Source organism: Klebsiella sp. HMSC25G12 (genome assembly GCF_001807705.1).
GTDB classification, from domain to species: Bacteria; Pseudomonadota; Gammaproteobacteria; order Enterobacterales; family Enterobacteriaceae; genus Klebsiella; species Klebsiella variicola.
This window is the reverse complement of record NZ_KV789895.1, coordinates 167,830-187,295: the sequence shown is the minus strand read 5'-3', so window position 1 is coordinate 187,295 and position 19,466 is coordinate 167,830. Positions and strand designations below refer to the sequence as shown.

Here is a 19,466-nt window from a genome sequence, read left to right as displayed (position 1 = left end):
ACTCGTAAACCTAAATGTTTTCAAAATGGTTTACAAGTCGCTTATGACACTGGACGATCTCGCCTTCGATCGGCGCCACATCTGGCACCCCTACACCTCTATGACTTCCCCCCTGCCGGTCTACCCGGTGGTTTCCGCCCACGGGTGCGAGCTGTCCCTCGCCGGCGGTGAACAACTGGTTGACGGCATGTCCTCCTGGTGGGCGGCGATCCACGGCTACAATCACCCGCGCCTCAATGCGGCGATGAAAGCGCAGATCGATCAGATGTCGCACGTGATGTTTGGCGGGATCACCCATCCGTCGGCGGTGGCGCTGTGCCGCCAACTGGTGGCGATGACCCCGGAATCGCTGGAGTGCGTTTTCCTCGCCGATTCCGGTTCGGTGGCGGTAGAGGTGGCGATGAAAATGGCGCTGCAGTACTGGCAGGCCAAAGGCCAGCCGCGTCGTCGTTTCCTGACCTTCCGCAACGGCTATCATGGCGACACGTTCGGCGCGATGTCGGTCTGCGATCCGCAGAATTCAATGCACAGCCTGTGGCAGGGCTATCTGCCGGATAACCTGTTTGCCCCCGCGCCGCAAAGCCGCTTCGACGGCGAGTGGGATGAGCTGGATATGGTGCCGTTTGCCCGCCTGATGGCCGCGCATCGCCACGACATCGCCGCGGTGATCCTCGAACCGATCGTCCAGGGCGCCGGCGGAATGCGGATGTACCATCCGGAGTGGCTGAGGCGGGTGCGTAAAATGTGCGACCGGGAAGGGATTTTGCTGATCGCCGATGAGATTGCTACCGGCTTTGGCCGCACCGGCAAACTGTTCGCCTGCGAACACGCTGGTATCGCCGCCGATATTCTGTGTCTGGGTAAAGCGCTGACCGGCGGCACCATGACTCTTTCCGCCGCACTGACCACCCGCGAGATCGCGGAAACCATCAGCAATGGCGAAGCCGGCTGCTTTATGCACGGCCCCACCTTTATGGGCAATCCGCTGGCCTGCGCGGTGGCAAGCGAAAGCCTGCGCCTGCTGGAGAGCGGCGAGTGGCAACAGCAGGTGGCGGCGATTGAAGCCCAACTACAGGCCGAGCTGGCTTCGGCGCGGGGATCTGCGCTGGTCGCCGATGTGCGCGTGCTGGGCGCGATTGGCGTGGTTGAAACCCGGCGTCCGGTAAATATGGCCGCCCTGCAGCGCTTTTTCGTCGAACAAGGGGTGTGGATCCGCCCGTTTGGCCGTCTGATTTATCTGATGCCCCCGTACATCATCACGCCCAAACAGCTGACCCGCCTGACCCGTGCGGTCAACCTGGCCGTGCAGGACGAAACATTTTTTAGCGAATAAACAGCGGATTTGCGCCGCCGGGAAGGCTACACTTCTTTGTTAATCTGCACATTATCAATGAGGATGAAGCATGAAATTGATCAGTCACGATCTCCAGGACGGCGGCAAGCTGCCTAATCGTCACGTCTTCAACGGCATGGGCTATGATGGCGACAATATTTCGCCGCACCTGATGTGGGATGATGTGCCCGCGGGCACCAAAAGCTTTGTCGTCACCTGCTACGACCCGGATGCACCGACCGGCTCCGGCTGGTGGCACTGGGTGGTAGTCAACCTGCCTGCCGATACTCGGGTGCTACCGCAGGGTGCCGGCTCCGGTCAGGCGGAGCTACCGGAAGAGGCCGTTCAGACCCGCACCGATTTTGGTAAGGCAGGCTACGGCGGCGCGGCACCGCCGAAGGGCGAAACCCACCGCTACATTTTTACCGTCCACGCCCTGGATATCGATAAGATTGATGTCGATGCCGAGGCCAGCGGCGCGATGGTCGGCTTTAACGTCCATTTCCATTCGCTCGCCAGCGCTTCCATCACCGCCCTGTTCAGTTAATTATCCCCCCGGATAGCGGCTTACGCCTTATCCGGGCTACTCGCTACAGTCAGTGCCATTTGTAGCCCCGGTAAGCGCAGCGCCACCGGGGAGATTGACCTTACTGTTCCGTGGCCACCTGCAGCGCGGTTTTACGCACGCGCGCGTACCACACCACCGTCAGCAGCCCCAGCCAGACCAGCCCGGCTAACAGCGCCACGCGCGTCTCTTCCACCATTCCCAGCACGGCGATCACCAGCCCCATAAACAGTAGCGTCAACAGCGGGCCAACCGGCCAGAAGGGGATCGGGAATTCGATCTTACTGCGCTCTTCGGCCGACAAACCGCGACGCATCGAGAAATGAGAGAGCAGGATCATCAGCCATACCCAGACGGTAGCGAACGCCGCCAGCGAGGCAATCAGGACAAAGACCTGTTCCGGCATCAGATAGTTAAGCACCACCGCCACCAGCAGCGCCACGCCCATCACCACCACCGTCATCCAGGGTACACCGTTGCTGGCGAGCCGCTGGAAGCACTTCGGCGCCAGCCCCTCTTTCGACATGCCGTACATCATGCGCCCGGCGCCAAAAATATCGCTGTTAATCGCCGAGATACTGGCGCTAATCACGATGATATTCAGCACGGTCGCCGCCGCCGGGATCCCCAGACCATCGAAGATCAGCACAAACGGACTGCCCTGCTCGCCAAAACTATTCCACGGGAAGATCGCCATCAGCACCGCCAGGGTGCAGACGTAAAACAGAATAATACGCAGCGGAATGGTGTTGATGGCCTGCGGGATGACCTTCTTCGGGTTCTGCGCTTCCGCCGCCGTGACGCCGATAATTTCCACGCCGCCGAAAGCGAACATCACGATGCCAAGCGAGGCGATGATCCCCTGCCAGCCATGTGGCGCAAAGCCGCCGTGGCTCCACAAATTTTCCAGCCCGGTAGCCGGGAAACTATGGCCAAAGCCAAAGAAGATGATCCCCGCGCCCGCCGCCATCATGGCGATAATCGCCACCACTTTAATCAGCGACAGCCAGAACTCCATCTCGCCGAACACCCGCACGTTGCACAGGTTCATCGCGCCAATAAAGAAGATGATGCTGAGGATCCAGATCCAGCGCGGCACATCGGGATACCACAGTCCCATATAGATACCGAACGCGGTGACGTCGGCCAGCGCCACGATCACCATTTCAAAGGTGTAGGTCCAGCCGGTAATAAATCCGGCCAGCGGCCCGAGATACTGGCGAGCATAGCTGCCAAAGGAGCCGGAAACCGGATTGCGCACCGCCATTTCACCCAGCGCGCGCATCACCATAAAGACCGCCGCGCCGCCAATCAGGTAGGCCAGCAGCACCGCCGGACCCGCCGCCTTAATGGCGGAGGCCGAACCATAGAATAGCCCGGTGCCGATAGCGGAACCGAGCGCAATAAAACGAATGTGTCGGGCATTCAGCCCGCGCAGCAGATGCGGTTTGTGTTGTTGTTGCATATACAGGTGTCCTGATTTTTTTATATGACGACAAATATGCGATGTAGGTCGGCCGGGGGAATGACTTCCCCCGACGCGGGTACAGAGAACAACGGTGATTAATGCAGTACGGCAGGCAGCAGACGCGTCAGGTGACGTGCAGCCAAAAGTGCAATGGCATTTTCAATATCAGGGGCGAAGAAACGATCCTGCGTATAGTGAGATACGCGTTCGCGCAGCAGATGGCGCGCCTCTTCCAGCAGCGGACTGGTGGTCAGCCCTTCGCGCATATCCAGGCCCTGCACCGCCGCCAGCCACTCAACGGCCAGTACGCCGCGGGTGTTTTCCGCCATCGCCCACAGCCGACGGCCGGCAGCCGGCGCCATCGAGACGTGGTCTTCCTGGTTGGCGGACGTCGGCAGGCTGTCAACGCTATGCGGGTGTGACAGCGCTTTGTTTTCACTGGCCAAAGCCGCCGCTGTGACCTGGGCAATCATAAACCCGGAGTTGACGCCGCCATTTTTCACGAGGAACGGCGGCAGCTGCGACATATGGCTGTCCATCATCAGCGCGATACGACGCTCGGAGAGCGAGCCGATTTCGGCGATCGCCAGCGCGATATTATCCGCCGCCATCGCCACCGGTTCGGCGTGGAAGTTACCGCCGGAGATGACGTCATTTTCGGCGGCAAAGACCAGCGGGTTATCGGAGACCGCATTCGCTTCGGCTAACAGTACTTCCGCCGCCTGGCGGATCTGCGTCAGGCAGGCGCCCATCACTTGCGGCTGGCAGCGCAGTGAGTACGGATCCTGAACCTTGGTGCAATTATGATGCGACCGCGAGATCGCGCTGTCATCGGTCAACAGGTGACGATACAGTGCCGCCGCATCAATCTGCCCGCGCTGGCCGCGCACCTCGTGAATACGCGCGTCGAACGGACGACGCGAACCCAGCGCCGCTTCAGTGGTTAACGCCCCGCAGACGACCGCGGAGGCGAACAGATCTTCGGCTTCGAACAGACCGCGCAGGGCAAAAGCGGTTGAGGCCTGGGTGCCGTTGAGTAGCGCCAGGCCCTCTTTCGCCGCCAGGGTTATCGGCTCCAGCCCCGCCTGACGCAGCGCGTCGGTCGCTGGCAGCCATTCGCCACCGCGAACCCGCGCTTTGCCTTCACCCAGCAGGGTCAGCGACATATGCGCCAGCGGCGCGAGGTCACCGGAGGCGCCGACGGAACCTTTCGCCGGGATCCACGGCGTCACGCCGGCATTGACCAGGCCAATCAGCGCCTGGATCACGCTCAGGCGGATCCCGGAGAAACCGCGAGACAGGCTGTTAATCTTCAGCACCATAATCAGGCGCGCCAGGTCGTCGTCCAGCGGCTCACCTACGCCCGCCGCATGGGACAGCACCAGCGAACGCTGCAGGTTCTCCAGATCGTCCGTCGAGATACGGGTTTGCGCCAGCAGGCCAAAACCGGTGTTGATACCGTAGGCGGTACGCCCTTCGGCAAGGATGGCGTTGACGCAGGCCACGCTCTCATCAATGGCGGCAAACGCGCTGCTGTCGAGGGTAATGTTCAGCGGGTGGCTGTAAACCTCGCGGAGCTGCGACAGGCTCAGTTTCCCCGGAATGAGCGTTAACGATTTCATTTAGCGTTCCCCTGCGTTGCTGCCACCATCGGAAGATTCAGACCCTGTTCTGCTGCGCATTCAATAGCAATATCGTAACCCGCATCGGCATGACGCATCACGCCGGTCGCCGGGTCGTTGCGCAGGACGCGAGCGATACGCGCCGCCGCTTCATCGGTACCGTCACAGACGATAACCATCCCGGAGTGCTGCGAGAAGCCCATACCTACGCCGCCGCCGTGGTGCAGCGACACCCAGGTCGCGCCGCTGGCGGTGTTAAGCAAGGCGTTCAGCAGCGGCCAGTCGGATACCGCATCTGAGCCGTCGCGCATGGCTTCGGTTTCGCGGTTCGGGCTGGCGACGGAGCCGGAATCAAGGTGATCGCGGCCAATCACGATCGGCGCGGAGACTTCGCCGCTGCGCACCATTTCGTTAAACGCCAGACCGAGCTTCTGACGCCACTCCAGACCTACCCAGCAGATACGCGCCGGCAGTCCCTGGAAGCTGATGCGCTCGCGCGCCATATCCAGCCAGTGGTGCAGATGCTTATCATCTTTAATGATCTCTTTCACTTTCGCGTCGGTTTTGTAGATATCCTGCGGATCGCCGGACAGCGCTACCCAACGGAACGGGCCGATACCCCGGCAGAACAGCGGGCGGATATACGCCGGCACGAAACCCGGGAAATCGAAGGCATTGCTGACGCCCACTTCCTGCGCCATCTGACGGATGTTGTTGCCGTAGTCGAAGGTCGGCACCCCCATCTCGTGGAAGGCCAGCATCGCCTGCACGTGGTCGGCCATTGAGCGTTTCGCCGCCAGAATGGTGCCCTGCGGATCGGATTCGGCTTTCTGCTGATACTCCTCCCAGCTCCAGCCTTTCGGCAGATAGCCATGCAGCGGGTCGTGGGCGCTGGTCTGATCGGTAACCATATCCGGGCGCACGCCGCGTTTCACCAGCTCTGGCACGATATCCGCAGCGTTGCCGCACAGCGCGATGGAGATGGCGCGGCCTTCGGCGGTGTATTTTTTGATGCGCGCCAGGGCGTCATCCAGAGAAGTGGCCTGTTCATCCACGTAGCGGGTACGCAGACGGAAATCGATGCGGCTCTGCTGACATTCGATGTTCAGCGAGCAGGCGCCTGCCAGCGTCGCGGCCAGCGGCTGCGCGCCACCCATGCCGCCCAGACCGGCGGTTAATACCCAACGGCCTTTCAGGCTGCCCTGATAGTGCTGGCGACCGGCTTCGACGAAGGTTTCGTAGGTGCCCTGCACGATGCCCTGGCTACCGATGTAGATCCAGCTGCCGGCGGTCATCTGGCCGTACATCGCCAGCCCTTTGGCATCCAGTTCGTTGAAGTGTTCCCAGGTGGCCCAGTGCGGAACCAGGTTGGAGTTAGCGATCAGCACGCGCGGCGAGTTTTCATGCGTTTTAAAGACGCCGACCGGTTTGCCGGACTGCACCAGCAGAGTCTCGTCGCTTTCCAGGTTTTTCAGCGCCTTCACGATAGCGTCATAGCATTCCCAGTTGCGCGCAGCGCGACCAATACCGCCATAGACCACCAGCTCATGCGGGTTTTCAGCGACATCGGGATCGAGGTTGTTCATTAACATACGCAGCGGCGCTTCGGTCAACCAGCTCCTGGCGGTCAGCGTCGTGCCTCTCGGGGCACGGACGTCCAGCTGGCGATATTTGCTTTGCGACATCGGGGTTTCTCCTGACAATTAACGTTGTGTACGTAGATACATATACTTGTCTATACAACTCTGCGCAAGCCAGGATTTAACAGAAATGATACAATTTTGTTATATTGCGTCAGCAATCACGTTTTGCTGACGCCAGGGAAAATTACGAGCTGAAATGGCCCTGCAGACGGTAGCGCGCGCCGGGGAACAGCAGGCGAGCGTGAGAGACAATATGCGTCTTCGACCAGGTGCGACGGCGAATGAGCAGGCAGGGATCGTGCGGCAGAATGCGCAGCAGCGCGCACTCCTCTGACGTCGCCTGCACCGCCTCGACAATATGTTCGCCTTCGGTTAATGGCGCGATCAGCGACAGATAATCATGCGGCGTGGTAGTGGTGTAATCCTGTAACAAGTAATCCGGCACCACCGCAGCATTCACGCAGCGATCTTCGATTTGTACCGGAACCTCGTTTTCGAAATGCACCATCCGTGAGTGGAAGATACGCGTGCCTTCGGCGACGGTGAGCGCCTCCGCCTGAATGAGATCGGCTTCGGTCTCCTCCAGCAGCAGCACTTCACAGCGGTGCTGATGGCGACGAGAGACAATCTCATCGGCAATGCTGCGCACTTCAAACAGCGCCGACTGCCCTTTCGGCTCGGCGACGAAGGTCCCGACCCCCTGCAGCCTGACCAGCAGGCCTTCATCCGTCAGCTCGCGCAGCGCGCGGTTGATGGTCATCCGGCTGAAGCCGAACTGGGCAACCAGTTCAGCCTCCGAGGGAATTCGGTCGTGCGGACGCCACTCGCCGCGGTAGATTTTTTCGCTAATCGCCTGCTTCACCTTTTCATAGAAAGGCGCGGGCGCGGAACGAGGTTGTTGTGCAAACATGGCCTGGCTTTCCTTATGCATAATAAGCGGAGCGGCGAAGCGAAAATAATAGCGCGGATCGCTAGCGCCACCAATGGGCGATTTGCCATGCCAGACGGGCCGCCGCGCGGGCACCCTGTCCGTCGATGTCAAATTGCGGATTAAACTCGACCAAATCCACCGCCTGCAGCTTTCCGCTGCGGCACAACGGCTCAACGATGCGCAGCAGGATTGCCAGCGGCACGCCCAGCGCCGCCGGCGCGGAAACCGCCGGCATTTCGCGCGCCGGCAGCACGTCGAGATCGATGGTCAGATACAGACGGTCGAATTGCGCGATATTGCGCTCCAGCTCCGGCAACACGTGAGTGTCGAAGTCCGCCAGCACCGCCAGATCCTCAACGACAGCCACCTGGCGGCGCGCTGCTTCATCCCATAGCGCCTGGGTGTTCGCCGCCCGGCTGACGCCGATGCAGGTATAGTGAAAACCGCGCTGCTGGGCGTCACACTCCAGCGCCAGCTGGCGGAACGGCGTCCCGGAGCTGGCGCATTCGGCAAAGCGTAAATCCAGATGCGCATCGAGATTAATAATGCCCACTTTTTCGCCCGGGAAGGCATCCAGAACCCCAGCGCCATGGCCGAAGGCCGTCTCATGACCGCCGCCCAGGACCAGCGTGCGTTTGCCGGCACGCTGGCAGGCGGCCACCGCCTCGCGCAGCGCCTGATGCGCGGCTTCTAACTGTTCGCCATCGACGCTAATCGTGCCCATATCCACGCAGCGGTCGTGGCCCTGATGGCTGGCCATATTGGCCAGCGCCCGGCGCAGCGCTTCCGGACCATGCCCGGCGCCGGTACGCCCTTTGTTACGCCGGACGCCTTCGTCACAGGCGAAGCCGAGCAGCGCGATATCGCCGGGCATCTCCTGCGGCGCGAAGCGTTCCGCGCGGGCGATAGTCTGGAACAGGCGCAGCGCATTAGGCGCTTCCGCGCTATCATCGCGTCCCTGCCAGAGACTGGCGGGCGTAGCTTGCCACAGCATCATTGCCGTTCTCCTCGTACCACGCGTCCCCAGAGCGGCGCGCGCCCCGGCTCATACACCATCTCGACCGGATGCTCGGCATCCCAGATGGCAAAGTTAGCCACAAAGCCCGCCGCCAGCTGACCGTGGCTGTCCTGCCGCCCCAGCGCCCGCGCGGCATGGCGCGTTACCCCGGCCCAGGCCTCTTCCGGCGTTAAACCAAACTTGACGCAGGCCATGTTCATCGCCAGATGCAGGCTGGCGAAGGGGCTGGTGCCGGGGTTGAAATCGGTCGCCACCGCCATCGGCACCTGGTATTTGCGCAGCAGTTCCACCGGCGGTTTGCGGGTTTCATTAAGGAAGTAGAACGCGCCGGGGAGCAGAGCTGCCACGGTGCCGCTTTCGCGCATCGCCGCCACGCCCTCTTCCGTCAGATACTCGATATGGTCGGCGGACAGTCCGTGATAGCGGCTCACCAGCTGCGCACCGCCCAGCGACGAGAGCTGCTCAACGTGGCCTTTTACCGGAATGCCCAGCGCCTGCGCCGCCTGAAATACGCGCTCGGTTTGCTGCGGGCTGAAGCCAACGTTTTCACAGAAGACGTCAACGCTTTCAAACAGTCCCTCCTGCCACAGCGTCGGCAGTATGGTCTCGCAGACCAGCGAGATATAGCCATCGGCGTCGCCATGATATTCCGGCGGCGTGGCGTGAGCGGAGAGCAACGTCGCCGACAGTTCCACGCCATTGTCGTCGGCCAGCTGGCGGGCGACCCGCAGCATTTTGCGTTCGTTTTGCAGATCGAGACCGTAGCCTGATTTAATCTCCAGGGTGGTCACCCCTTCACGCAGCAGGCGCGCCAGACGCGGCTGCGCCAGCGCCAGTAGTTCAGCTTCGCTGCTGTCGCGCGTGGCGTGCACGGTGGAATTAATCCCACCGCCGTTAGCGCTGATGGTTTGATAGGAGACGCCGTTCAGCCGCTGCTCCCACTCCTGCGCCCGGCTGCCGCCAAAGATCAGGTGGGTATGGCAGTCGATTAAACCCGGCGTAACCAGCCGGCCTTCGAGATCAATACTGCGCCCGCCGGGGGCGTCAGCGTCGGCGACAATTGCCTCAATGCGGCCATTGCGCACCAGCAGCGCATGGCGCTCCAGCAGACCGTAGGGTTGAGAGTAATCAGGGTTCAGGGTGGCGAGACGCGCGTTTCGCCAGATAACGCGTTCAGAGGTGGCTTGAGTCATAGCGCTTAACTTGTCATGGGTTGTATAGACATTTATTTTCATAACGCCGATAAAGTCAACAATAGCGCGGGGAAATGTTATTTTTTTGTGACTAAAGACCATCCAGCAGGACTGCACGTTGCGTAAAGACGGTAAGTTTTTCCGCCCATGTCTTCCCGTTTCGTTCAAGTTAGTATAAAACAGCAGGTTTTAAAGGACTTATACCCTGGCGTCTCAGCCGGGGTATTTCACTACGCTTAATTTTGCCTGGAGCAACATGAACACATATTCCGTTTCCCGTCTGGCGCTGGCGCTGGCCTTCGGCGTGACGCTGTCCGCCTGTAGCTCGACGCCTGCCGATCAACAGCCCTCTACGCAGACTGCACCGGGCACCACCGCGCGTCCCATTCTGAACGCCGATGAAGCGAAAAACTTTACCCCGGCGGCCTATTTCCAGTCGCTGACTCCCAATGCCGCGGCCTGGACGCCATCTGCCATCAGCCTGCCGGCGCAGCCTGACTTTATCGTTGGCCCGGCGGGAACCCAGGGCGTGACCCATACCACCGTCCAGGCGGCGGTCGATGCGGCGATTGCCCGTCATTCAAATCGCCGTCTGTTTATTGCCATCATGCCTGGCGAGTACCCGGGAACGGTTTACGTACCGGCGGCGCCTGGCGCCCTGACCCTGTATGGTACCGGCGATAAACCGATTGACGTGAAAATCAGCGAAGCCATTGATTCTGAAATGGATCGCAACACCTGGCGCCGTCTGGTCAATCCGGGCGGTAAATATATGCCGGGCAAACCGGCATGGTATATGTTCGATAGCTGCCAGAATAAATCCGCGGCCACCGTCGGCGTGATGTGCTCTGCGGTCTTCTGGTCGCAGAATAACGGCCTGCAGCTGCAGAACCTGACCATCGCCAACAACCTTGGCGACAGCGTCGACGCCGGTACTCACCAGGCCGTCGCCCTGCGCACCGATGGCGATCAGGTGCAGATCAACAAGGTCAATATTCTTGGCCGTCAGAACACCTTCTTTGTGACCAACAGCGGCGTGCAGAACCGTCTGCAGGATAACCGCCAGACCCGCACCCTGGTGACCAACAGCTACATTGAAGGCGATGTGGATATCGTGTCCGGTCGCGGCGCGGTGGTATTTGATAACACCGATTTCCGCGTGGTGAACTCGCGTACCCAGAAAGAAGCCTATGTTTTCGCGCCGGCTACCCTGAAGAGCGTGACCTACGGCTTCCTGGCGACCAACAGCCGCTTTACCGCGTCCGGCGATAACGTCGCGCAGCTGGGCCGCGCGCTGGACGTTGACGGCAACAGCAATGGCCAGGTCGTGATCCGCGACAGCGTCATCAATGAAGGCTTTAACATCGCCCAGCCGTGGGCGGCAGCGGTCGGTTCAAACCGTGCCTTTAGCGGTAACGTTGGCGCAGTAGATGCCAAAGGCAATCTGCAGCGCAACCTCAACGACAATAGCGTCAATCGCATGTGGGAATATAACAACCGCGGCGTGGGAAGCACTGTGGTCGCCGAGCCGAAACAGTAACGCGCAACAAGCGTGAACCATAATAAAAGAGAGGGCGATGCCCTCTCTCAGACTGCTGACAACGTGCAATCTTCAGGGATTGCCCGGCGGCGCTGCGCTTGCGCGGGCCTACTGCTAACTGCATAACAGTTTGATATTGAAGTCTTTCGTAGGCCGGGTAAGGCGAATGCCGCCACCCGGCAGAAATGCGAGCACAATGACGAAACAGGTTTGTCGTCAGCCAGAGAGGGGGCGATGCCCCCTCTTCTCTTTTGCGTACTGCACGTCACGCCGTCAGGCGGTTCGCCATTTGCGGGTCAGCGGTTTTTCCAGTTCAACGATCAGGAACATCGCGAAGCCGATGATGAAGGTGATCACCCAGTAGCGGAACGGCAGCCCGGTGGTACCGAACAGCATCTGCATAAACGGCGCATAGATAATCAGCAGCTGCAGCACCAGCAGCACGCCGCTGACAATCCAGATCCCTTTGTTAGCCAGCAGACTTTTCGTCAACGAGAAACCATCCGACACGCGGCAGTTCAGCATATAGAACCATTGGGCGGTGACCAGGGTCTGCAACAGCACGGTACGGATAAACTCCGGCGAATAGCCGCGCGGCTGCAGCCAGGCTTCGAGAATAAATGCGCTGACCGCAATCATCGACCCCACAAACGCCACGCGCCAGATGGCAAAGCCGTCCATGACGTGAATTTTCGGATCACGCGGCGGCCGCCGCATAATATTTTTCTCACCGGCTTCAAACGCCAGACCAAACGACAGCGTGGCGGAAGTGGCCATGTTCATCCACAGGATCAGCACCGGCGTCAGCGGCAGTACGTTGCCCGCCAGCAGCGCGATCACGATCAGTAACCCCTGCGCAAGGTTGGTCGGCATGACGAAGAGAATGGTTTTCTTCAGGTTGTCATACACCCGACGCCCCTCGCGGACCGCGCTGGCGATGGTGGCGAAGTTATCATCGGTCAGCACCATATCGGCGGCTTCCTTGGTCACCTCGGTCCCCTTGATCCCCATCGCCACGCCGACGTCAGCCTGCTTCAGCGCCGGAGCATCGTTCACCCCGTCGCCGGTCATCCCGACAATCTCTTTCTTGCTCTGCAGGGCCTGCACCAGGCGGAACTTATCTTCCGGGCTGGTTCGGGCAAAGATATCATACTGCTGCGCGGCCACGCTCAGCTGCGCGTCGTCCATCACCTCCAGTTCGCGCCCGGTAATGGCATTCCCCGCATTGCCAATCCCCAGCATCTTGCCGATACTCATCGCCGTTTGCGGGTGGTCGCCGGTGATCATCTTCACGCGGATCCCGGCCTGCAGGCAGTCGGCAATCGCCGTGATGGCCTCCGGACGCGGCGGATCCATCATCCCGGCAACCCCTAACAAAATCACCCCCTGCTGCAGATCCTGATGGGTTAGTTCCGTCTGGCCTGCGGAAGCCGGCTTCCAGGCCGCGGCCACCATCCGTAGCCCTTCCCGGGCGTACTCTTCAATTTTGCCTTCCCAGTACGGTAGATCCAGCGGCTGCAATCCGCTGTCGCTCTGTTGATATTGACACAAGCGGAACAGGACATCCGGCGCGCCAGTGACCAGCACCACCTCCTCTTCACCCAGCCGGTAGAGGGTCGACATGTATTTATATTGCGAATCAAAAGGAATTTTACTGCGCAGCTCGCTGGTCAGCGGCGGCAGAGTAACCTTCGCCGCCAGTACCTTCAGCGCCCCCTCGGTCGGGCCACCGGTGATTTTCCACAACCCGCTCTCATCTTTAATAAGCTGACTGTCGTTACACAGATCGATGGTACGCAGATAGCGTTCGAACAGCGTGCCAGGCGCGACCGCGACCGGCGTCGGGTCATCAATGGCGTGGATCTTACCGACCGGCTCATAGCTATCCCCTTCCACCCGATAGACGCTGTCCGCGGTGATCACCGCCTTCACCGTCATTTCGTTCATGGTGAGGGTCCCGGTTTTATCCGAACAGATAACCGTCATCGCGCCGAGGGTTTCCACCGTCGGCAGCTTGCGGATAATCGCTTTCTGGCGCGCCATCGCCTGCACACCGAGCGACAGAATAATCGAGATAATCGCCGGCAAGCCTTCCGGGACTGACGCCACCGCGAGGCTAATCAGCGACAGCATCAGTTCGGAGACCGGCATATCGCGGAACAGCAGGCTAAAGACGAACAGCGCCGCCATCATCACCAGAATGAGGATAAAGATGGCTTTGCCCAGCTTGTCCATTTGCACCAGCAGCGGCGTACGGTGTTTTTCAATGCCCGCCATCATCTGGTTGATGTGACCCAGCTCGGTATCGCCGCCGGTCGCCACCACGATCCCTTTGCCCGCCCCTGAGCTGACGGTGGTACCGGAAAACAACAGGTTGCTGCGATCGCCGAGCGGTAAATCGCCGCTCAGCGGCTCGGTGGTTTTTTCCACCACCGTTGACTCCCCGGTGAGGATGGCCTCTTCCACCCGCAGGTTGTGCGCCTCAATCACCCGTAAATCAGCGGGGATACGGTCGCCGGCGCGGATCACCACGATATCGCCGGGTACCAGCGAGGTGGTGGGGATGGTTTCATGGTTACCCTGGCGGATCACTACCGCTTCGCTGGACAGCATATTGCGGATACTCTGCAGCGATTTCTCCGCATTACTTTCCTGGATGAAGCCAATCAGCGCATTGACGACCGCCACCGCGAGGATCACCGCCATGTCGATCCAATGGCCCATCACCGCCTTCAGCAGCGCCGCCGCCAGCAGCACGTAGATTAGTACATCGTTAAAATGCACGATAAAACGCAGCCAGGCTGGCTTACCCGGCTTCTGCGGCAGGGCGTTTTCGCCATACTGCTGCAGGCGTGTGGCCGCTTCTGTCCCGCTAATGCCCTCCGGCGTACTTTGCACGCTGGCGAGCGTCTCCTCGACGGAACGCTGATAGAAGGGCGCCCCCGGTTTATCTGTATTCATACTCTCTCCCTCGATTTCTGAAGCGGAAGTCAGGACGACATCCCGCCGTCATCAGCGCACAACGAAAACCGGTACATGGGCGTAGCGCACGATGTTTGCCGCTTCAGAGCCCAGAAGATGGGTCTGGATCCCCGGATTGCGCGAACCGACAATCACCACGTCCGCTTTCAGCTCATCGGCCAGGTCAATCACTTGATCGCGAATATTGCCACTGCGCACATAAAGATGGCTGGTCTCTTCCGCCAGAGAATTTTTCTTTACCAGATCGCTGAGTTTTTCCTTAGCGGTAGAAATCAAATGCTCTTCCATCTTTCGCGCATCAGAGATAAATCCACGCGTTAATACCGGTGAAAATGCCGGAATAACATGCACAAGATGAATTTGCCCGGCAGAGTGCTGGGCGAGGAACTTCGCATGAGAGAGGGCTTTGTCGGCCAGGCCTGCATCAAACACGTCAACGGGAACAACGATATTTTTATACATGAGATAATCCTTTTATTACCAATACAATGCGTAGTGATGAATAGCCCCATACTTGGGGAGGAAGCAAATCTCAACAACAGAAGCGGCAAGCGGAATCGATGTTATTAAACGTAGCACAGGAAAATTAACATTAGAAAATGAGCCATTAATAGACTGAAAAATATTATAAAAGCCCGCGAAAGCCCGCAGATCTCCTGCCCTTAACCCCTTGACGCCAACAGCGACGCGGTATTCTCTTTTTTAACACTTCATGTTTTCTCCGACTATGCTGATTACAAGCAGGAGTGCCGCACCGAATGTCCGACGGTCACACATTGTGCCGGGCGAAATGACATTCGCGGTTCGGGTGGGAGTTAAGGGAGAAAATCATGTTTGGTTATAGCCTGTTACGTCTGGGATTGTTTGTCGCGCTGGCCATTGTCGCCTGTACACTGGTAGGACTATTCACCTATCTGGTTGTCGCCGCCCTCGCAGAATAAGCGTGCGCCGCCTAATAAAAACGTAAAATAAATCATGAGTCTGAGGGGAATACTGTGAACCGTTATTTTTCTCTCATCCCGGTTGTTATTTTATTAACAACCGCTTGCGATCAGAAAGCGCCGTCCGTCGAAGCCGCTCCCCGGATGGTCAAGGTGGCGCAAGTCACCGCCGTGGGTAACACCCAGCAGCGGACGTTTCCAGCCCGCATCGAGTCTGGCGACTCCACCGAACTGTCGTTTAAACGGGGTGGTCAGGTGGAGTCACTGGATATTCGCCAGGGTGCAACCCTAACTCAGGGACAAACGCTGGCGCGTCTGAATGCCCGCGAAGCCCAGCAGCGGGTCAATGAGCGACAAACGGCGGCAACCCTCGCCCAGCGTCAGTTTGATCGTTTCCAGACCCTGGCAGGACGTCAGGCGATTTCCCAGGCGGAGATGGACGTGCAGCGCGCCAATCGCGATGCCGCCAACGCGGCCTTGAAAATTGCCCGTGAAGAGCTGGCGCAAATGAGTCTCACCGCCCCCTTCGGCGGGATTGCCGCCGGCGTGCATATCCGTAATCATCAGGTGGTCGCCGCTGGCCAGCCGGTGATTACCCTGACGCGTACCGACCTGCTCGATGTGGTCTTCAGCATTCCGGAAAATCTGTTCACCTCGCTCGATATCCGCAATACCGCCTACCGCCCCGTCGTCAGGATCAATACTCTGCCGGGCCGCGAGTTTACCGCGGAATACAAAGAGCATACCGGCAGCAGCGACAACAGCACCCTCACCTGGCAGATCATTTTAACCATGCCGCGACCAGATGATTTTCCCACCGTCGGCGGGGTTAGCGGCACCGTGACGGTCAATCTCGGCAATTTGCCGGCCAGCGCCGGACGGGAAACCCTCGTAGTGCCCGTGGAAGCAGTGTTTAACCCCGATAACCGACCGAAGAATGAACCGGTCGTCTGGGTGGTAAAAGGCGAAAACGCCCATCTGTATCTTGAGGAGCGCAGAGTCACGGTCGGGGAAGTGACCTCGCAGGGAGTGATGATCACCGAAGGGCTCCGTGCGGGCGAACAGGTGGTTGCAGCGGGGGTAAGCGAACTCCACGACCGGCAGCCGGTGCGGATCTGGACGCGTGAACGAGGATTATAAATGGACATTTCCCGTCAGTTTATTAACAACCCGACCCGCGTCTGGTTAGCCATTTTGCTGTTGGGGGTGGGTGGCCTGTTCGCCCTGCTCAATATTGGCCGCCTGGAAGATCCCGCCTTCACCATCAAAACGGCGGTGATCGTCACCCACTACCCTGGCGCGTCCGCTCAGCAGGTGGAGGAGGAGGTGACCCTGCCGCTGGAAAACGCGATTCAGCAGCTTCCCTCGCTGGATAACGTCAGCTCCATCTCCTCGAATGGCTTATCGCAAATTACAGTGAATATTGCTTCGCAGTACCATTCCAGCGAACTGCCGCAAATCTGGGATGAGCTGCGTCGTCGCGTCGGTGACGCCAGCCGGCTTTTTCCCCCGGGGGTAGTCCCCTCCTTCGTCAATGATGACTTTGGCGATGTGTTTGGCTTTTTCTTCGCCATTTCGGGCGACAGTTTTACCAATCCTGAGCTGGTGCGCTATGCCGAGCAGTTGCGCCGTGAGCTGGTGCTGGTGCCGGGCGTCGGCAAAGTCGCCATTGGCGGCGCGATTCCACAGCAGATCAATGTTGATATCTCGCTGGCGAAAATGGCGGCGCGCGGTATTACGCTTAACCAGCTTGCCGCTATCCTGACCCGGCTCAACGTGGTATCCAGCGCCGGGGAGATCCGCGCCGGCAGCGAATCGATCCGCCTTCACCCCACCGGGGAGTTTCAGAATATCGATGAACTGGGGGATCTTCTGGTCAGCCCTCATGGCGCCAGCGCCACCACCCGACTACGGGATATTGCCACGTTGTCGCGCGGGCTGACCGACTCTCCCTCCAGTATCTATCATGCCAACGGCCGCCAGGCGGTGACCATGGGGGTCTCCTTTATCCCTGGCGTTAACGTCATTGACGTGGGGCATGCCCTCGAAGCCCGACTTCAGCAGATGGCCGCCGATAAACCGGCGGGTATCGACATCGCCATTTTTTACGATCAGGCGGCAGAGGTCGCCCACTCGGTCAATGGCTTTATTACCAACTTCCTGATGGCCCTGGCGATCGTCGTCGGCGTGCTGCTGGTGTTCATGGGGGTGCGCAGCGGGATCATTATTGCTTTGTCGCTGGCGCTCAACGTCCTCGGCACTCTGCTTATCATGTATATCTGGGGGATCGAGTTACAGCGAATCTCCCTCGGGGCGCTGATCATCGCCCTGAGTATGTTGGTGGACAATGCCATTGTCATTGTCGAAGGGGTGCTGATCGCCCGCCAGCAAGGATCTCCGCTGCTGGGCGCGATTAATTATGTGATCCGCCGCTCCGCCCTGCCGCTGCTCGGCGCCACCGTTATTGCCATCCTCGCCTTCGCGCCAATTGGCCTCTCACAAGACTCCACCGGGGAGTATTGCAAATCCCTGTTCCAGGTGCTGCTGATCTCCCTGATGCTCAGCTGGTTTTCCGCCCTGACCATCACGCCGGTACTCATCAAGTGGTGGTTGTTTAAAAACGCCCCGTCGGCCGAGGCGCCGAAGGAAAAAGCCGATCCCTACCGCGGCCGCTTCTATCGCGGCTATCAGCAGACGCTGCGAATACTGCTGCAGCAAAAGACCCTGACGCTGGTGCTGATGGGCGCGCTGTTAGCCGGGGCGATCTGGGGCTTCACCTTCGTCCGGCAGAATTTCTTTCCGTCATCGAATACGCCCATTTTCTTTGTCGACCTGTGGCTGCCCTACGGTACCGATATTAACGCCACCGAGCAGATGACCCGCGATATTGAGCGGTCGATCGCCAGCCAGCCGGGGGTGGCTACCACCGTCTCCACCATTGGCCAGGGCAGTATGCGATTTATTCTCACCTACAGCGGGCAGCGCCAGTACAGCAACTACGCGCAGATTATGGTGCGGATGGACGACCAGCGCAGTATCGCCCCCGTCACCCGCCACGTCGAGGCCTGGATTGCCAGAAACTACCCGCAGGTGAACGCCAGCACCAAACGCATTATGTTCGGCCCGTCCGGCGATAGCGCGATTGAAGTGCGCATTAAGGGCCCTGATCCGGATACCCTGCGCGCGCTGGCCAGTCAGGTGGGCGACATTCTCGCCGCGGATCCGGCGACCGACAGCGTACGTAACGACTGGCAGAACCGCAGCAAGGTGATCCGCCCACAATACTCTCTGGCGTTGGGACGTGAGCTGGGGGTGGATAAACAGGATATTGATAGCGCGCTGGAGATGAATTTCTCCGGCAGTCGCGCCGGGTTATATCGCGAGGGCGCCGACCTGCTGCCGGTTATCGTCCGTCCGCCGGAAGCGGAGCGACAGGATGCCAATCACCTGAATAACGTGCTGGTCTGGAGCCAGAGCCGGCAGCAGTATATTCCGTTGAGTAACGTCATCCATGGCTTCTCGCTGGAGTGGGAAGATCCATTGATTCTCCGTCGCGATCGCACCCGCGTGCTTACCGTTCAGACCGACCCCAGCCCGCAAAGCGGCCAAACGTCGGGCGATATCCTTGCCAGGGTGAAACCACGCATTGACGCGCTGACGCTGCCGCATGGCTACCGCATCGAATGGGGCGGCGATGCGGAGAACTCCAGTGAAGCGCAGCAAGGGCTGTTCACGACCCTGCCGCTTGGCTATCTGGTGATGTTTATCATTACGGTGCTGATGTTCAGTTCGCTGAAAAACGCTGTTGCCATCTGGCTGACCGTCCCGCTGGCGCTGATCGGCGTCACGCCCGGTTTTTTGCTGACCGGCATCCCTTTCGGCTTTATGGCCTTAATCGGCCTGCTTAGCCTCAGCGGTATGCTGATCCGCAACGGCATTGTGCTGGTGGAAGAGATAGAGCAACAAAAACAGGAGAAAGATCAAAGACAAGCAATCATTGATGCGGCAACCTCTCGTCTGCGGCCGATCCTGCTGACCGCCTTTACTACTGTGCTTGGCCTTGCCCCGCTGCTGCGCGATGTCTTTTTCCAGAGTATGGCGGTGGTGATCATGTTCGGCCTCGCCTTTGCCACCGTACTGACGCTACTGGTTCTGCCGGTAATTTACGCTTGCTTCCACCATAAGGATATGACGCCTCAACGATGAACAGTACCGGTCTCAGCATTATCA

Annotated in this window: 13 protein-coding genes; 5 read left to right on the top strand and 8 right to left on the bottom strand. The window is 59.5% G+C overall.

From position 1 onward, the window contains the following. Positions 1-43 precede the first annotated feature (43 nt). Positions 44-1,333, top strand: coding sequence for an adenosylmethionine--8-amino-7-oxononanoate transaminase (gene bioA / locus HMPREF3096_RS15655; RefSeq protein ID WP_012542401.1), 1,290 nt, complete (start codon positions 44-46; stop codon positions 1,331-1,333). A 70-nt stretch (positions 1,334-1,403) separates the two neighbouring features. Continuing rightward, positions 1,404-1,880: a kinase inhibitor gene (locus HMPREF3096_RS15650; RefSeq protein ID WP_012542402.1), complete on the top strand. Its 477-nt coding sequence runs from the start codon at positions 1,404-1,406 to the stop codon at positions 1,878-1,880. A gap of 100 nt (positions 1,881-1,980) precedes the next feature. Here the strand turns inward: HMPREF3096_RS15650 and HMPREF3096_RS15645 are convergent, their stop codons facing one another. From HMPREF3096_RS15645 to hutI, 6 genes are all read right to left on the bottom strand, one after another. After that, positions 1,981-3,363, bottom strand: a complete 1,383-nt coding sequence (locus HMPREF3096_RS15645) for an amino acid permease (RefSeq protein WP_012968669.1) — start codon at positions 3,361-3,363, stop codon at positions 1,981-1,983. 98 nt (positions 3,364-3,461) lie between these two features. After that, a complete protein-coding gene (hutH, locus tag HMPREF3096_RS15640) occupies positions 3,462-4,988 on the bottom strand; it encodes a histidine ammonia-lyase (RefSeq protein ID WP_032729716.1) in 1,527 nt (508 codons plus the stop codon). After that, positions 4,985-6,673, bottom strand: a complete 1,689-nt coding sequence (gene hutU / locus HMPREF3096_RS31480; RefSeq protein WP_008805729.1) for a urocanate hydratase — start codon at positions 6,671-6,673, stop codon at positions 4,985-4,987. The genes hutH and hutU overlap by 4 nt, the downstream gene beginning before the upstream one ends. A gap of 142 nt (positions 6,674-6,815) precedes the next feature. Further along, positions 6,816-7,541: a histidine utilization repressor gene (locus HMPREF3096_RS15630; protein ID WP_008805728.1), complete on the bottom strand. Its 726-nt coding sequence runs from the start codon at positions 7,539-7,541 to the stop codon at positions 6,816-6,818. 61 nt (positions 7,542-7,602) lie between these two features. Then, complete coding sequence (gene hutG, locus HMPREF3096_RS15625; protein WP_032729713.1) at positions 7,603-8,559, bottom strand: formimidoylglutamase; 957 nt, start codon at positions 8,557-8,559, stop codon at positions 7,603-7,605. After that, positions 8,556-9,875, bottom strand: coding sequence for an imidazolonepropionase (gene hutI, locus HMPREF3096_RS15620; protein ID WP_162550400.1), 1,320 nt, complete (start codon positions 9,873-9,875; stop codon positions 8,556-8,558). The genes hutG and hutI overlap by 4 nt, the downstream gene beginning before the upstream one ends. Positions 9,876-10,029: 154 nt before the next feature. On the opposite strand from hutI, the gene HMPREF3096_RS15615 reads away from it, so the two are divergent. Further along, positions 10,030-11,313 carry a putative acyl-CoA thioester hydrolase gene (locus HMPREF3096_RS15615; protein WP_008805725.1) on the top strand — a complete coding sequence of 428 codons (1,284 nt, stop codon included), beginning with the start codon at positions 10,030-10,032 and terminating at the stop codon, positions 11,311-11,313. A gap of 273 nt (positions 11,314-11,586) precedes the next feature. Here HMPREF3096_RS15615 and HMPREF3096_RS15610 read toward each other — a convergent pair whose 3' ends face one another. Together HMPREF3096_RS15610 and HMPREF3096_RS15605 are read right to left on the bottom strand one after the other, a co-directional pair. After that, on the bottom strand, positions 11,587-14,274 hold the full coding sequence (locus HMPREF3096_RS15610; RefSeq protein ID WP_008805724.1) for a cation-transporting P-type ATPase: 2,688 nt from the start codon (positions 14,272-14,274) through the stop codon (positions 11,587-11,589). Between the two features lie 51 nt (positions 14,275-14,325). Further along, entirely contained in the window at positions 14,326-14,757 is a 432-nt protein-coding gene (locus tag HMPREF3096_RS15605; RefSeq protein ID WP_008805723.1) for a universal stress protein, read from the bottom strand. A 533-nt stretch (positions 14,758-15,290) separates the two neighbouring features. Here HMPREF3096_RS15605 and HMPREF3096_RS15600 point away from each other — a divergent pair. Both HMPREF3096_RS15600 and HMPREF3096_RS15595 read left to right on the top strand, forming a co-directional pair. Continuing rightward, positions 15,291-16,376 (top strand): efflux RND transporter periplasmic adaptor subunit, encoded by a 1,086-nt coding sequence (locus HMPREF3096_RS15600; RefSeq protein WP_012542406.1) that lies wholly within the window; start codon positions 15,291-15,293, stop codon positions 16,374-16,376. Continuing rightward, positions 16,377-19,442, top strand: coding sequence for an efflux RND transporter permease subunit (locus HMPREF3096_RS15595; RefSeq protein ID WP_012542407.1), 3,066 nt, complete (start codon positions 16,377-16,379; stop codon positions 19,440-19,442). It abuts the gene before it with no gap. Positions 19,443-19,466 lie beyond the last annotated feature (24 nt).

Coding starts and splice junctions, on each gene's coding strand:
- bioA (WP_012542401.1), top strand. CDS start 44: ATGACACTGGACGATCTCGCCTTCGATCGGCGCCACATCTGGCACCCC.
- HMPREF3096_RS15650 (WP_012542402.1), top strand. CDS start 1,404: ATGAAATTGATCAGTCACGATCTCCAGGACGGCGGCAAGCTGCCTAAT.
- HMPREF3096_RS15645 (WP_012968669.1), bottom strand. CDS start 3,363: ATGCAACAACAACACAAACCGCATCTGCTGCGCGGGCTGAATGCCCGA.
- hutH (WP_032729716.1), bottom strand. CDS start 4,988: ATGAAATCGTTAACGCTCATTCCGGGGAAACTGAGCCTGTCGCAGCTC.
- hutU (WP_008805729.1), bottom strand. CDS start 6,673: ATGTCGCAAAGCAAATATCGCCAGCTGGACGTCCGTGCCCCGAGAGGC.
- HMPREF3096_RS15630 (WP_008805728.1), bottom strand. CDS start 7,541: ATGTTTGCACAACAACCTCGTTCCGCGCCCGCGCCTTTCTATGAAAAG.
- hutG (WP_032729713.1), bottom strand. CDS start 8,559: ATGATGCTGTGGCAAGCTACGCCCGCCAGTCTCTGGCAGGGACGCGAT.
- hutI (WP_162550400.1), bottom strand. CDS start 9,875: ATGGTCTTTAGTCACAAAAAAATAACATTTCCCCGCGCTATTGTTGAC.
- HMPREF3096_RS15615 (WP_008805725.1), top strand. CDS start 10,030: ATGAACACATATTCCGTTTCCCGTCTGGCGCTGGCGCTGGCCTTCGGC.
- HMPREF3096_RS15610 (WP_008805724.1), bottom strand. CDS start 14,274: ATGAATACAGATAAACCGGGGGCGCCCTTCTATCAGCGTTCCGTCGAG.
- HMPREF3096_RS15605 (WP_008805723.1), bottom strand. CDS start 14,757: ATGTATAAAAATATCGTTGTTCCCGTTGACGTGTTTGATGCAGGCCTG.
- HMPREF3096_RS15595 (WP_012542407.1), top strand. CDS start 16,377: ATGGACATTTCCCGTCAGTTTATTAACAACCCGACCCGCGTCTGGTTA.